The following is a 13,632-nucleotide window of genomic DNA, read 5'->3' on the forward strand; positions in this document are numbered from 1 at the left end:
TGCGGTCGCGAGGGTGTCCAGGTTGTTCGTCACACAACGATCTTGGACACCCTCGTTCACGTCTCTACGGGCACCCCTTGGAATCGATCATCTAGAGGCGGGGCGTCCGGGGAGGGTAAGAGGAAGTTTAAGGGAACGGTAAAGCGACGTCGTTCGTTGACCCGGCATGACAGCTATGACCCCTGGCTCGAACATCCCTCTCCCCACCGCGCGCGTCGTGGTGGACGTCGCCGCCCCGGTGCGGCTCGACGTTTCGGGCCTGCTGCTCACGGGCGACGGCAAGGTGCGCTCCGACGACGACTTCATCTTCTACAACCAGCCGACGGGACCGGGCGTGACCCACCGGTCGGGCGGTGGTACGGCGCCGGACGCGATCGTCGTCGATACCGCCGCCCTCCCCCCGGGCATCGAGAAGATCGTGGTCACCGCCAGCCCGGACGCGGCGGGCCAGACCTTCCAGGGCATCGAGCCGACGGCCACGATCCGGGGAGCGGACGACCACGGCGTCATCGCCACCTTCACACCCCCGCAGCTGGGCACCGAGACGGCGCTGGTGATCGTGGAGATCTATCTGCGGGGCGGCGCCTGGAAGGCACGCGCGGTCGGCCAGGGATACGCCAACGGCCTCGCGGGCATCGCGACCGACTTCGGTGTCACCGTGGAGGAGCCGGCCCCGGCAGCGGTCGCCCCGCCCGCGCCGACCCTCCAGGCCCCGGTGGCGCCGCCCGCGCCGGCGATGTCCGCCACTCCGCCTCCCCCGGCCGCCCCGCCCGCCCCCGCGGCTCCCGCCCCGGGCGCCGGGAAGATCAACCTCGACAAGGGCCGGGTCAGCCTCCAGAAGAACCAGACGGTGTCCCTCGTCAAGGGCGGCCGCCCGCTGCTCTCCCAGGTCAAGATGGGCCTCGGCTGGGAGCCCGCCTTCCGCGGCAAGGACATCGACCTCGACGCGTCGGTCATCGCCTACGGGCCCCAGCGCAACCACATCGACAGCTGCTACTTCGGCAAGCTCACGATCCTCAACGGCGCGATCAAGCACTCCGGCGACAACCTGACGGGTGAGGGCGGAGGCGACGACGAGGTGATCGTGGTCGACCTCGGCCGTATCCCGCAGGAGGTCACCGGGCTCGTCTTCACGGTCAACTCCTTCTCCGGCCAGAAGTTCACCGAGGTCGCCAAGGCCTACTGCCGTCTCCTGGACGCCGCGTCCGGCGAGGAGCTGGTCCGCTTCGACCTCACCGGCGCCGAGGCGCAGACGGGCGTGATGATGGCCAAGCTGATCCGCCAGTTCTCCGGTGAGTGGGAGATGACGGCGATGGGCGACTTCGTGAAGGCACGCACGGTCCGGAACATGGTCAAGCCGGCCGCCCAGGCACTGTAAGGAGTCCTGCGACAGCCACGGGCGCCCCCGCGCAGAGGGGGCGCCCGGCGTTCACCCCTCGCCGGCCGACCGCAGCCCCTCGGTCAGCAGCGACAGATAGCGGCGCAGGTGCCGTGTCCCTCCGCTCGCCAACTCCGCGGCCTGGGACACCCCGTGGGCCAGCCTCAGCACCTCGATGGACTCGATGTCCGGCCGCAGTGTGCCCTCCCGCTGAGCCGCCACGACCAATCGCTCCGCCGCCCCCTTCATATGGGTCCCGCAGGCCGTGAGCGCCGCGTTGCTCCCGTCCGTGACGGCCGAACCCAGCAGGGCCTTGAGCCCGCGGACCTCGATCGTGCGGATGCACAGCTCGTACAGCCACTCCGCCAGCGCCTCGCCCGGCGGCAGCTCCTTCGCGAGTTCGTCGGCACGGTCGCCGAGGGCCTCGATGGTGTCGACGTAGACCGCTTCGAGCAGCGCCTGCCGGGTCGGGAAGTGCCGGTACAGCGTGCCGGAGCCGACCCCCGCGCGCTTGGCGATGTCGTCGAGCGAGGCGCCCTCCCCATGTTCGGCGAAGGCCTCCGCGGCGACCTTCAGCAGTCGCTCGTAGTTGCGCCGAGCGTCCGCGCGCATGGGCTTGACCTGCGTCATCCAGACACTCCTTCAGATACTCCTTGCGAACCGGGGACCCTCTCCGTATCTTAACGAGAGTTAAACGGAGACAGTCCCCGGTTATCTCCGCGGGCCACCCTGACCTGCCCTCATTCCAGTGTTCCCTTGCTTTGTGCTGCCCGCGCACATCCGTCCCGGGGCTTCGAAACGGGAGAAGTCCATGTCCAGCCCGTCCGGAACCACGACCGAAACGCCCTTGGCACCCCAGCACCCCGCCAGGCTCGGCACCGTCCTCTTCGTCATCGTCACCGCCTACCTGATGGTCGGCGTCGACTCCACGGTCGTCAATGTCGCGCTGCCCGACATACAGCAGGACCTCGGCTTCAGCCGCACCGGGCTGTCCTGGGTCCTCAACGCCTACACACTCGCCTTCGGCGGTCTGCTGCTGCTCGGCGGGCGGATCGGCGACATCGTCGGCCGCCGCCGGACCCTGGCCACCGGGGTGCTGCTCTTCGCCGCCTCCTCCCTGCTGGGCGGTCTCGCCGCCGCCGGCGCCTGGCTGCTCGCCGCCCGCGCACTGCAGGGCGCGGGCGCGGCCCTCATCGCTCCCAGCACCCTCGCCCTGATCACCACCAACTTCCCCGAGGGCCCGCGCCGCCACCACGCCCTGGGCATCTACACCTCCATGGCCGGAATCGGAGCCTCCATCGGCCTGGTGCTCGGCGGCATGCTCACCTCCTGGGCGTCCTGGCGGTGGGCCCTGCTGATCAACGTCCCGATCGGTGTCACGGTGGCCCTCGCGCTGCCCCGCTTCGTCACCGAGACCCCGCGCCACGCGGGCCGGTTCGACGCGGCCGGGGCGCTCACCGGCACCGCCGGGATGACCTCGCTGGTGTACGCGTTCATCCGGGTCTCCGAGCGGGGCTGGGGCGACACCCAGGCGATGGTCGGGTTCAGTACGGCCGTCGCGCTGCTCGTCGGCTTCGCGCTGGTCGAGTCCCGGGCCGAGCAGCCGATCATGCCGCTCCGTCTCTTCGCCGACCGCGACCGCGCGGGCGGCTACGCGGGTGTCCTGCTGCTGCCGGCCGGTATGTTCGGCGCGTTCTACTTCCTCACCCTGATCAGCCAACAGGTCCTGGAATACAGCCCGTTGCGGGCCGGCTTCGCCTTCCTGCCGATGACGGTGGTGCTGTTCACGACCGTGCGCCTGGTACCGCGGCTGCTGCCACGCTTCGGCGCCAAGCCGGTGATGGTGACGGGCATGACCCTGCTCGTCGCGGCCTCCGTGTGGCTCTGGCGGCTGCGGGCCGACGACGGCTACCTGACCGGCCTGCTGGGTCCTCTCCTGCTGGTGGGCGCCGGCGTCGGCCTGAGCCTGATGCCGCTGAACGCCACGATCCTCGCGAAGATCCGCCCGCAGGAGGCCGGTGCCGCCTCCGGTCTGTTGCAGACCCTCCAGTGGCTCGGCGGCACACTCGGACTCTCCGTCCTGGTCACGGTCTTCGGCACGGCGACCCGGCACGCGTCCGGCACCCCGGCCGAGATCCTCACCCATGGCGCGGCACGCGCCTTCGGCGCCGGAGCACTGATCGCGCTCACCGCCCTGCTGGTGTCGGTGTTCGTGATCACCGGCCGCCGCGGGAGGACGACGTAGCGCAGTGGACACCGGGGACTTCGCCGGCGTCGGCGCGTTGTTCGCCGACGCCGTGTTCATCGGCAGCGGCGCCCCGGCCGAGGGCCGGGAGGCCGTGGAGCGGACAGTCCGCGACACGGTGATCCTCTAAGAGGACGGCACACCCCGCACGCGAGGTGAGCCGGCACCCGCGGGGCCGAACCGGAGGTGCCGGGCGGGCGGTCACTGGAACAGCGCGCTGTACGCGTTCAGGGCGGGCTGGCCGCCCAGATGGGCGTAGAGGACCGTGGAGTCCCGGGGGATCTCGCCCCGGGCGACCAGGTCGATCATTCCCGCCATCGACTTGCCCTCGTAGACCGGGTCCGTGACCATGCCCTCGGTGCGGGCCGCGAGGCGCATCGCGGCCAGGGTCGTCTCGTCCGGAATGCCGTACGTTCCCGCGTGGTACCGCTCGTCCAGCTCCACGTCCGTCTCGGTCAACTCCCGCTTGACGCCGATGAGCCGGCCGGTTTTGTCGGCGATCCGCGCGATCTGCGCCTTCGTCGCCGCGGGCTTGGCCGAGGCGTCGACGCCGAGGACCCGGCGGGGCCGGCCGCCCGCCTCCTCCAGGGCGGCGAAGCCCGCGACCATGCCGGCCTGGGTGGAACCGGTCACCGAGCAGACGACCACCGTGTCGAAGAAGACACCCAACTCGCGCTCCTGTTCGGCGACTTCGTGGGCCCAGCCGGCGAAGCCCAGCCCGCCGAGCGGGTGGTCGGAGGCGCCCGCGGGGATGGCGTACGGCTTTCCGCCGGACTCCTCCACCTCCCTCAGGGCCTGCTCCCAGCTCTCCTTGAAGCCGATGCCGAAGCCGGCCTTCACCAGACGGACGTCCGCTCCGGCGAGGCGGCTGAGGAGGATGTTGCCGACCTTGTCGTAGACCGCGTCCGGCCAGTCGACCCAACTCTCCTGGATCAGCACGCACTTGAGGCCCGCGCGGGCGGCGACGGCGGCCACCTGGCGGGTGTGGTTGGACTGGACGCCACCGATCGAGACCAGGGTGTCGCAGCCCTGCGCGAGGGCGTCCGCGACCAGGTACTCCAGCTTGCGGGTCTTGTTGCCGCCATAGGCGATACCGGAGTTGCAGTCCTCGCGCTTGGCCCACAGGGAGGCGCCGCCCAGATGGGCGGTGAGGCGGTCCAGGGGATGGACCGGGGACGGCCCGAAGAGGAGGGGGTAACGGTCGTGGGAAGAAAGGGACATGGCCATGGGGTCCTCCCGGGACGGGGCTGGGGGAGAGCGGGGTCAGTCGTCGGGTGTCAGGTCGACCATGTCGGCGAGGCTTCGCCAGATCTCCGCGGTGACCGTCACCGCCGTCTCCGCGTCACCGGACGCGCAGGCCTCGATCAGCTGGTCGTGCAGGCCCGCCGAGCGGCAGCTGCTCTCGCCGAAGCGGCGGCGCTCCAGGCGGCGGATGAGCGGGGTGTAGCGGGTGATGGTGGCGGCGGCCGCGTGGTTGGCGGCGACCCGGACCAGGACGTCGTGGAGGGCGTCGTCCGCGCGCAGGGCTCCGTCCACGTCACCGGCACCGACGGCCGCCGCGAACCGTTCGTTGGCCGTGCGCATCGCCTGGACGTCGGCGGCGAAGAGCCGGGGCACGGCGGTGCGGGTGGCGAGCTCGTGCATGGCACCGACCACGGCCGCGGCGTCCCGGACGTCGGCGGTGACCAGAGGCGTCACCCGGGTGTAGCTCTGCGGTTTGCTCTCCAGCAGGCCCTCGTCGACCAGACGGGAGAAGGCCTCGCGCACCGGAGCGCGGGACAGCCCGAGCCGTTCGGCCAGCTCGGCGTCCCGGACGATGGCGCCGGGCTCGATCTCCCCGGCCACGATGGCGTCCCGGATGGCTTCGTAGGCGCGGTCCCTGAGGAGCGTGCGCTGGACGGGTCGTATGGCCACGAACTGAAATGTTAGATGTCAAATGCCGGGCGGACAAGTCCCTGACCTGTACCAGAGAGCCGACAACGGTTGCACCCGACAGCTACGGTCCCCCCGGCGGAGCTATGCACATTCCGGTCACGACGCCGTTCGCGACCCACAGACGAGAGGGCGGAACGTCCACACCGTAGGTCTTTTTCACTCCGGCCGGGACAATTGCAGTTACTCGATCCCACATGATGGATTCCGCATAACCGCGACGACCGGCCGCTGAACGGCGAGAGGCACGGTTGCGCGCAGCCAAGGAGGCCAGTGCTGCCGCCTTGTGCTCTGCCCGAAGCAGCACCAGTTCGCTCAGCCGTGTCACAGAGCGGCCATCGGCCACTCGAAGCCTCCACAAGGGCATATCACTCTGGTTGTTCCTCTTACTGCCGATACTGCTCTGGACGCCAAGCCGCAGTAAGGCATCCCCAAGCTGACGGACGAGACTCTCCGAAATGTTGGCGAATTCAACCTGGCGCGCTTCCACCGAGCCGTCGCTGTCGATCAATCCCGCGATCAGCCCGCAAATAAATTCACGGCTGTAAGGCAGATTGGCCGCCCTTTTCCCCTCACCCTTGAGCCCCCACACCTGATGCTCAATCAGCAGGTCACGTAGCGCGTTGCAATGCCACTCAGGATCCACAAGGCGCACCCGCAGCCACGTGCCGTTGTCTTCCACATTGGCCCGGCATCCGTGCTTGGCCGCGTATTCGCGAATCTGTCGAAGGGTTCCATCTTCGTGTCCAACCCAAGTCGGAGTACGGCCGGTCATGTTGCCGTCACCGAGCATCGACCCGACGAACCAGCCATCCCACTCGTCACCGAGCGTGCCGAAGAAGCCAGCCGTAAGCGGCGCAGGAGCAGCGTATCCCGGTGCCAGCAGGGCAGTCGGCTTCCAGGTCGGACGTCGTGAGCCCTCGCGGCTTCGAACAGCCCACCGGTGGTTGGCTGTTGCTTCGATGACGCGGCCCGATGCGAAGTGCACGGCGAACACTGGCTGCACGCCACCGTCGATCCAGCGAACCGGGCGAGTGACCGCCAAGGTGCCGACATTGCTGTTTCTCGGCGGGTAGGGGCGCCCGGGCCTGGCTTCGCGGAGATCCCACTCCTCGTCATACGCGAGGACAGCGAGTCTCGCGACTACGACATCCTCTACGGGAGCCACCGTACCGTCCGGGAGCCAGACGAGGGTTCCTTCGGCCAGGCATTTCCAGGTAGAAGCGCCGTGGAGCTTATACGAGCTGGACATACGGAAACCATATGTCCAGCATCGCGAGCCAATCACCGAATCAAACAAGCCCCACCCGTACGAGTGACCTCACGTTCTAACGTCGCTGCCGCTTCCAGGGCCCCGTGATGGCGAGCATGATGCCCGGCTCCTGGATGTTGGCGAAGAGGGTGTGGCCGTCGGGCGAGAAGGTCACTCCGGTGAACTCGCTGTACTCGGGCTTCTCTTCGGTGCCGTTGTTGAGTTCGTTGCGGGCGATCGGGTAGGTGCGGCCGCTGTCGGTGGCGCCGAAGAGGTGCTGCAGGCCCTCGCCGTCCTCGGCGATGACCAGACCGCCGTACGGGGAGACGGTGATGTTGTCCGGGCCGTCGAAGTGGCCTTCCGCGGAGGGGTCCGGGTTGACGCCGATCAGCACCTTGAGGGTGAGGGTGCGGCGCCCCGGGTCGTAGAACCAGACCGCGCCGTCGTGCTGGACGGGGCTCTCGTCACGGGCGTACGAGGAGACGATGTAGGCGCCGCCGTCGCCCCACCACATGCCCTCCAGCTTGCGGGCGCGGGTGACCTGTCCTTCGGTGAACTGCTTGCGGACCGAGGTGGTCCTGGCGTCGCGGTCGGGGACGGTCACCCAGTCGACGCCGTAGACCGTGCCGATCCTGGTCGCGCGGGAGAGGTCGTCGACGAACCGGCCGCCGGAGTCGAAGCACTTGAAGGCCTCGAGGACACCGGCGTCGTCGGCGAGGGTGCGCAGCCTGCCGCGGCCGTGGTGGAAACCGGCCGGCGGGGTCCAGCGGTAGAGGAGGCCGTTGGGGCCGGCGGCGTCCTCGGTGAGGTAGAGGTGGCCGCGCCTGGGGTCGACGACGACGGCTTCGTGGGCGTAACGCCCCAGCGCCTTGACGGGCTTGGGGTTCCGGTTGGCCCGGCCGTCGGCGGGGTCGACCTCGAAGACATAGCCGTGGTCCTTGGTCATGCCGTTCTGGCCGGCCTTGTCCTCGGTCTCCTCGCAGGTGAGCCAGGTGCCCCAAGGAGTGTTGCCGCCCGCGCAGTTGGTGGAGGTGCCGGCGATGCCGACCCACTCGGCGACATGGTCACGGCGGACCTCGACGACCGTGCAGCCACCGGAGGCGGCGGGGTCGTAGACCAGGCCCTCGGTGAGCGGGACGGGGTACTTCCAGTTCGACCGCGGGCCCTTGAGCTCGTGGTTGTTGACCAGCAGGGTCGTGCCGCGCGGGCCGTCGAAGGTGGAGGTGCCGTCGTGGTTGGAGGGGGTGAACTCGCCCGACTCCAGCTTGGTTCTGCCGCTGTAGGTGATGATCCGGTACTTGAAGCCGGCCGGGAGGGCGAGGATGCCGTTCGGGTCGGAGATCAGCGGTCCGTAGCCGACGCCGCCGTGTCCGTGCGCCGACTCCTCCCCCGCGCTCTCCTCGGTCTCCGTGGACGCGAGGGCGTTCGGGGCGGTGGCGAGGGCGCCGACGCTGCCCGCCAGCGCGACCCCGGCACCGGTGAGCGCGGATTTTCTGGCGAAGTCCCTGCGGGTGAGCGACATGGTGTCTCCTGTGACGGTGGGTGTGCCGTGGAGGGTGGCGACCTCGGGTCGGCGCCACCGTCCCGCCCACGTCTGAACGGGGGTTGAACACCGGGCGACGGCAGGGGGCGCAGTTCCATGAATCCGTACGCACACCACCACGGGATTCAAAAATCCCCGTGCCGCCGACACCCCTGCCGCGGCTCTAGTTCCCTTGCTGGGACCGCGCCTTGAATGCCGCCTTCCGAGCTTCCTTCGCCACCCGCTTGTCCGGGTGCAGCCGCCCCATCGCCTCCAGGACGTCCGCCGTGGCCGGGTGGTCGACCCGCCAGGCCGCGGCGAAGAAACCGCCGTGCTGGGCGGCCAGGCCCTGTACCAGCGACCGCAGTTCCTCGGAGTTGCCCTCGGCGGCCAGTTGGGCGGCGATCGTGTCGATGGTCAGCCAGAAGATCATCGCCTCGGACGGGGCGGGGACGTCGGCGGCGCCGCGCTCGGCCAGCCACACCCGGGCCAGCCCACCCAGTTCGGCGTCGTCCAGCACCTCCCGCAGGGCGGGTTCGGCGTCCGGGCCGACCAGGGAGAGGGCCTGCTGGCAGCGCAGCCGGCGCAGCGGCGCTCCCGTGTCCTGGCCCCGCGCCGCGGCGAGCAACTCCCGGGCCGCCGCGAGCGGTTCGCGCCGCGCCAGCCACTGCTCGGTCTCCGCCCGCGCGGCGCCCTGCGGGAAGGCCGCCGTCCCGTCGAGCAGTGCGTCGGCCCCCTTGTCGGCGAGGTCACCGACGGCCGGCGCGGTGATCCCGGCCTCCAACAGCCGTGCCCGCAGCCCGTACAGACCGAGCGGTGTCAGCCGCACCATGCCGTAGCGCGAGACGTCGGTGTCGTCGACCGGCGCCGCGGGCTCCTCGTCGGTGTCGGCCATCAGCGCCTCGTCGACCGGCTGGTACTCGACGAGTCCCACCGGCTCCAGCAGCCGGAACTGGTCGTCCAGCTTCATCATCGCGTCGGAGACCTGCTCCAGGACGTCGTTGGTGGGCTCCCCCATGTCGGAGGGCACGATCATCGACGCGGCCAGCGCGGGAAGGGGCACGGGCGAGTCGCCGGGGCCGTCCTCGGTGACCGTCAGCAGATACAGGTTGCCGAGGACGCCGTCGAGGAACTCGGCCTCGGCCTCCGGGTCCCAGCGCAGCTGCGAGAAGTCCACCCCGCCCTCGGCTCCGCCGGCCGCGGCGAGCGCCTGGTCCAGTCCCTCGATGTCCGGCACGCTCGCGTCGGCCAGGACCGTCTCCAGCGCGCCCTGCCACACGGCGAGCACGTCGTGCGGGGAGCCGGCGGTGAGCAGCTCCAGCTCCTCCCCGGCCGTGACGGTCCCCTCGTCGCCCTCCTCCGGGTCCTCGATCTCGACCAGCCCGGTGTCCACGGCGACCCGCCATGCCTCACCCGCCCAGGCCTCCGCGTCCTCGCCGGTCAGCCCCAGGACCTCGACGGCGGCCGGCAGCTGCTCCTCGACGAGCCCGCCCCCGGCGTCCACCCGCGTCTGTGGTCCGGCCCAGCGGGCGAGCCGCGCGGCGCGGGACAGCAGGGGCGTGGACAGCGCGTCCCGCGCCAGCTCCGTCTCGGGGTGCAGCCGCACCGGCGGCAGGGGGGAGCTGTCTGACATCGGCTGGGTTCTCCTCGGACGCCTTGACTGCCGTACGACCACGTGGACGACGTACGGCTCAATCGCTCAGCCTAGACGGATTTCGCCCCATGCCGCCCGGTTCATCTCCCGGACAGGGTCCGTACATGGCCGAAACCTTGACAACTGGCCTGACCAGGCAGGAGATTGACGCGCGTAGAAATCTGTCGGATACATGACCACTGTATGTTCTACGCGCGTCGCCACCGCCCCACCGGTCAAGCGGCTCCCGAAGGTCCCCAGCACCACTCCTGTCCCGGCGCCCACGCAAGTCCCCGGAGGGATCACGTTGCCGAGCAAGAAGTCCGCGCGTCTCGCCGCGCTCACCGTCGCCGCCGTCTGTTCCGCGGCGTCGGCCGTCGCCCTGACCTCTCCCGCGCACGCCGACTCGGTGCGCATCCATGACATCCAGGGCACGACCCGTATATCCCCGTACGCCGGCCAGAAGGTCGCCGACGTGCCGGGCATCGTCACCGCCACGCGCACCTACGGCTCCTCCAGAGGTTTCTGGCTGCAGGATCCGACCCCGGACGACAACCCGGCCACCAGTGAGGGCGTCTTCGTCTTCACCAGCTCCACCCCCAAGGTCGCCGTCGGAGACTCCGTCACCGTCTCCGGCACGGTCTCGGAGTACGTCCCGGGCGGGGCCTCGACCGGCAACCAGTCGCTGACCGAGATCACCAAGCCGACGGTCACCACCGTCTCCACCGGCAACGCGGTCCCGGCCCCGGTCGTGATCGACGCGAAGTCGGTGCCGAGCGAGTACACCCCGGCGGGCGACCCGACCGCGGGCAACTCGATCAACGGTCTGACCCTGGACCCGTCGAAGTACGCCCTGGACTACTACGAGTCCCTGGAGGGCATGAACGTCCAGGTCGCCGACGCCCGTGTGGTCACCGCGACCGACCCCTACAGCGAGCTGTGGGTCACGGTGAAGCCGCGCGAGAACCGCACCCGTCGCGGCGGCACCCTGTACGCCTCCTACGACGACCAGAACACCGGCCGGCTGCAGATCCAGTCGCTGGGCGCGACCGCCGACTTCCCGGTGGCGAACGTCGGCGACACCCTGACCGGCACCACCACCGGTCCGCTGGACTACAACCAGTTCGGCGGCTACACGCTGGTCGCGGGCCGGCTCGGCACGCTGCAGAGCGGTGGTCTGCAGCGCGAGACGACCCGCAAGCAGGCGCGCGGCGAGCTGGCGGTGGCGACGTACAACGTCGAGAACCTCGACCCGTCCGACAAGACCTTCGACGCGCACGCCGCCGCGATCGTGAACAACCTGCAGTCGCCCGACATCGTGTCCCTGGAGGAGATCCAGGACAACGACGGTGCCACGGACGACGGTGTCGTGGACGCGAGCACCACGGTCACCAAGCTGATCGACGCGATCGTCGCGGCGGGCGGCCCGAAGTACGACTGGCGCTCGATCAACCCGGTCAACGACCAGGACGGCGGCGAGCCCGGCGGCAACATCCGCCAGGTGTTCCTCTTCAACCCGGAGCGGGTCTCCTTCGTGGACCGCGCGGGCGGCGACTCGACCACCGCGGTCGGTGTCACCAAGGTGCACGGCAAGGCGCAGCTGACCGCCTCGCCCGGCCGGATCGACCCGGCGAACGACGCCTGGAAGTCCAGCCGCAAGCCGCTGGCCGGCGAGTTCGTCTTCCGTGGCCGCACGGTCTTCGTGATCGCCAACCACCTCAACTCCAAGGGCGGCGACCAGGCCCTGACCTCGCAGTACCAGCCGGTGGTGCGCAGTTCGGAGATCCAGCGTCACGCGCAGGCGACGCTGGTCAACGCGTTCGTCAAGAGCATCCTCGACGTCCAGAAGAACGCGGACGTTGTCGCGCTCGGCGACATGAACGACTTCGACTTCTCCGACACCACCAAGATCCTCCAGGGTGACGGCGAGTTGTGGTCGGCGATCCAGTCGCTGCCCAGGAGCGAGCGCTACACCTACGACTACCAGGGCAACCAGCAGGTCCTGGACCAGATCCTGATCAGCCCGTCGATCCGTCGCGGCTGCGACTTCGACTACGACTCCGTGCACATCAACTCGGAGTTCAACGACCAGATCAGCGACCACGACCCGCAGGTGCTGCGGTTCCGCCCTTAGCCCCCCTCGGGATCAGGGCTGGCTGAACACGCCGTTCAGCCAGCCCTGCCAGGCGGCCTCGTTCGCCTGGCCGTCGGCGTCCGGCGCGAAGTCGTGGACGCTGATGCCGACCGGGGCGCCCCAGTGGTTGCGGCCGAAGAAGCGGATCAGGGCATCCTCGGTGCGCAGCCCGATGAAGTACGGGTTGCGGAAGTCCAGTACGGCGTCGAAGAGCCGGCCCTCCGGTCCACGCGCCCGCACCCGCGCCCCCTCCGCCGCGTCGGCCAGCCCCAGCGCCCGGCCCACGGCGTCGAAGGCGTCGGGGGCCTGTGACGCCTCGGCACCCTGCAGCTGGGCGAAGGTGACGGGCCGGGGCGCGAAGTACTTCAGGTACTGGCCCAGGGTGTGCAGATAGAAGTCGGTGTGCTTGGCGGCGCCGTCGTACTGGTTGTCCCAGTCGTCGGTGAAGATGCCGCTGTGGACATAGCGCACCCAGGCCCGCTTGCCCCCGTCGCGCGGCTCGATGGTGTGGTCGAGCTGGTTGGCGCTCTGGGTGGGGAAGCCGACGTCCTCACTGCGGACGGTGAGGCGGTGGGGCGGGTCGTAGGCGGTGACCGTGGAGCCGAAGGCGGCCCTGCCGCCCACCCGGGGCTCGGGCGGGTCCATCGGCCAGAGGTAGGCCCCACTGGCGTGGGTGATCGCCTCCCACACCTCTTCCGGGGTGGCATCGACCTCGAACTCGCGGATGATCTCGAATTCCTTGGACATGGTGGGCTCCTGGCTATTCCGACTCGGTCTGCTTCAGCGTGGGATGGACCGCGACGACGATCCGGTGGTCCCGGCCGCCCTCGGCGTCCGGGGCGTCGTACCTCTGGATCAGCGCGGTGACGCCGGCCGTCAACTCCTGGATGAACGCGGCCCGTTCGGCGGCGGAGGCGAACCGCACCTCGCCGTCCAGGGCGTAGGTGGCCAGTCCCTTGCGGGCCTTGGTCGCGCCGGTGATCAGCGCGCCGACGTCCCGCACCAGCCGGGCGCCGAGGGCGAGCAGCCAGCGTGCGGAGAGCTGGTCCCGGAAGCGGTCCGGATCCGGCTGCACGGAGGCGAGGGCGAGCGGCGAGATGACGTACGACGCCGCGGTCGCCCGCATCAGCCGCTCGGTCATGTTGCCCTTGCGGCGCTCGCCCGCGAGCTCGACCAGGCCGTGCTGCTCCAGCGACTTGAGGTGGTAGTTCACCTTCTGCCTCGGCAGCCCGACCTTCCCGGCCAGCATCGCCGCGGACGCCGGCCCCGCCGCCAGCTCGGCGAGCAGACGGGCCCTTATGGGGTCCAGGGAGACGGCGGCGGCCTCGGGGTCCTCGATCACGGTGACGTCCAGCATGCGTCCACCCTCTCACCGAACACTTTTTTTGTCCAGGAGGGGGAAGTTTTCGGCTGATGGGCGGCGCGGCGCAAAACGCCGGAGGGGCTGGACGACCAGCCCCTCGGCCGCGCCGTGCGCCACCTGGTCACCGATACCGGGATACGGCAGTTTCTCGACATAGGCACGGGCCTGCCCAC

12 protein-coding genes and 1 pseudogene are annotated in these 13,632 nt (G+C 70.0%); 5 read left to right on the forward strand and 8 right to left on the reverse strand.

Annotated features, from left to right (window positions below; all coding sequences use genetic code 11):
• Positions 1–175: 175 nt before the first annotated feature.
• Positions 176–1,378, forward strand: coding sequence for a TerD family protein (locus tag ABZT17_RS43205; protein WP_356357672.1), 1,203 nt, complete (start codon positions 176–178; stop codon positions 1,376–1,378).
• A gap of 51 nt (positions 1,379–1,429) precedes the next feature.
• On the opposite strand, the gene ABZT17_RS43210 is transcribed toward ABZT17_RS43205, so the two are convergent.
• Positions 1,430–2,008, reverse strand: coding sequence for a helix-turn-helix domain-containing protein (locus ABZT17_RS43210; protein ID WP_356357673.1), 579 nt, complete (start codon positions 2,006–2,008; stop codon positions 1,430–1,432).
• 181 nt (positions 2,009–2,189) lie between these two features.
• Between ABZT17_RS43210 and ABZT17_RS43215 the strand changes: the two genes are divergently transcribed.
• Positions 2,190–3,623 carry an MFS transporter gene (locus ABZT17_RS43215; RefSeq protein ID WP_356357674.1) on the forward strand — a complete coding sequence of 478 codons (1,434 nt, stop codon included), beginning with the start codon at positions 2,190–2,192 and terminating at the stop codon, positions 3,621–3,623.
• A 4-nt stretch (positions 3,624–3,627) separates the two neighbouring features.
• Positions 3,628–3,753: a hypothetical protein gene (locus tag ABZT17_RS43220; RefSeq protein WP_356357675.1), complete on the forward strand. Its 126-nt coding sequence runs from the start codon at positions 3,628–3,630 to the stop codon at positions 3,751–3,753.
• 71 nt (positions 3,754–3,824) lie between these two features.
• Here the strand turns inward: ABZT17_RS43220 and ABZT17_RS43225 are convergent, their stop codons facing one another.
• The 5 genes from ABZT17_RS43225 to ABZT17_RS43245 all read right to left on the reverse strand — a co-directional run bounded on the left by ABZT17_RS43225 (position 3,825) and on the right by ABZT17_RS43245 (position 9,962).
• Positions 3,825–4,844, reverse strand: a complete 1,020-nt coding sequence (locus ABZT17_RS43225) for a 1-aminocyclopropane-1-carboxylate deaminase (protein ID WP_356357676.1) — start codon at positions 4,842–4,844, stop codon at positions 3,825–3,827.
• Between the two features lie 42 nt (positions 4,845–4,886).
• Entirely contained in the window at positions 4,887–5,537 is a 651-nt protein-coding gene (locus ABZT17_RS43230; RefSeq protein ID WP_356357677.1) for a GntR family transcriptional regulator, read from the reverse strand.
• Between the two features lie 82 nt (positions 5,538–5,619).
• On the reverse strand, positions 5,620–6,807 hold the full coding sequence (locus tag ABZT17_RS43235; RefSeq protein ID WP_356357678.1) for an LAGLIDADG family homing endonuclease: 1,188 nt from the start codon (positions 6,805–6,807) through the stop codon (positions 5,620–5,622).
• Between the two features lie 76 nt (positions 6,808–6,883).
• Entirely contained in the window at positions 6,884–8,329 is a 1,446-nt protein-coding gene (locus ABZT17_RS43240; protein ID WP_356357679.1) for an alkaline phosphatase PhoX, read from the reverse strand.
• A gap of 184 nt (positions 8,330–8,513) precedes the next feature.
• The gene (locus ABZT17_RS43245; RefSeq protein ID WP_356357680.1) at positions 8,514–9,962 is read right to left on the reverse strand and encodes a hypothetical protein; all 1,449 of its coding nucleotides are present in this window, start codon (positions 9,960–9,962) and stop codon (positions 8,514–8,516) included.
• Between the two features lie 307 nt (positions 9,963–10,269).
• On the opposite strand from ABZT17_RS43245, the gene ABZT17_RS43250 reads away from it, so the two are divergent.
• Positions 10,270–12,096: an endonuclease/exonuclease/phosphatase family protein gene (locus ABZT17_RS43250; RefSeq protein ID WP_356357681.1), complete on the forward strand. Its 1,827-nt coding sequence runs from the start codon at positions 10,270–10,272 to the stop codon at positions 12,094–12,096.
• Positions 12,097–12,108: 12 nt separating this feature from the next.
• Here the strand turns inward: ABZT17_RS43250 and ABZT17_RS43255 are convergent, their stop codons facing one another.
• The gene (locus ABZT17_RS43255; RefSeq protein WP_356357682.1) at positions 12,109–12,843 is read right to left on the reverse strand and encodes an SRPBCC domain-containing protein; all 735 of its coding nucleotides are present in this window, start codon (positions 12,841–12,843) and stop codon (positions 12,109–12,111) included.
• Between the two features lie 13 nt (positions 12,844–12,856).
• A complete protein-coding gene (locus tag ABZT17_RS43260) occupies positions 12,857–13,453 on the reverse strand; it encodes a winged helix-turn-helix domain-containing protein (protein WP_356357683.1) in 597 nt (198 codons plus the stop codon).
• A 102-nt stretch (positions 13,454–13,555) separates the two neighbouring features.
• On the opposite strand from ABZT17_RS43260, the pseudogene ABZT17_RS43265 reads away from it, so the two are divergent.
• Positions 13,556–13,632: pseudogene (locus ABZT17_RS43265) on the forward strand (SAM-dependent methyltransferase); the annotation flags it as partial.

Source organism: Streptomyces sp. NPDC005648, from assembly GCF_040605395.1.
Classification (GTDB): Bacteria; Actinomycetota; Actinomycetes; order Streptomycetales; family Streptomycetaceae; genus Streptomyces.

What these genes read in the sequence shown, in the direction of transcription:
- ABZT17_RS43205 (WP_356357672.1), top strand. Translation starts at nt 176, where the DNA reads ATGACCCCTGGCTCGAACATCCCTCTCCCCACCGCGCGCGTCGTGGTG.
- ABZT17_RS43210 (WP_356357673.1), bottom strand. Translation starts at nt 2,008, where the DNA reads ATGACGCAGGTCAAGCCCATGCGCGCGGACGCTCGGCGCAACTACGAG.
- ABZT17_RS43215 (WP_356357674.1), top strand. Translation starts at nt 2,190, where the DNA reads ATGTCCAGCCCGTCCGGAACCACGACCGAAACGCCCTTGGCACCCCAG.
- ABZT17_RS43225 (WP_356357676.1), bottom strand. Translation starts at nt 4,844, where the DNA reads ATGTCCCTTTCTTCCCACGACCGTTACCCCCTCCTCTTCGGGCCGTCC.
- ABZT17_RS43235 (WP_356357678.1), bottom strand. Translation starts at nt 6,807, where the DNA reads ATGTCCAGCTCGTATAAGCTCCACGGCGCTTCTACCTGGAAATGCCTG.
- ABZT17_RS43240 (WP_356357679.1), bottom strand. Translation starts at nt 8,329, where the DNA reads ATGTCGCTCACCCGCAGGGACTTCGCCAGAAAATCCGCGCTCACCGGT.
- ABZT17_RS43245 (WP_356357680.1), bottom strand. Translation starts at nt 9,962, where the DNA reads ATGTCAGACAGCTCCCCCCTGCCGCCGGTGCGGCTGCACCCCGAGACG.
- ABZT17_RS43255 (WP_356357682.1), bottom strand. Translation starts at nt 12,843, where the DNA reads ATGTCCAAGGAATTCGAGATCATCCGCGAGTTCGAGGTCGATGCCACC.
- ABZT17_RS43260 (WP_356357683.1), bottom strand. Translation starts at nt 13,453, where the DNA reads ATGCTGGACGTCACCGTGATCGAGGACCCCGAGGCCGCCGCCGTCTCC.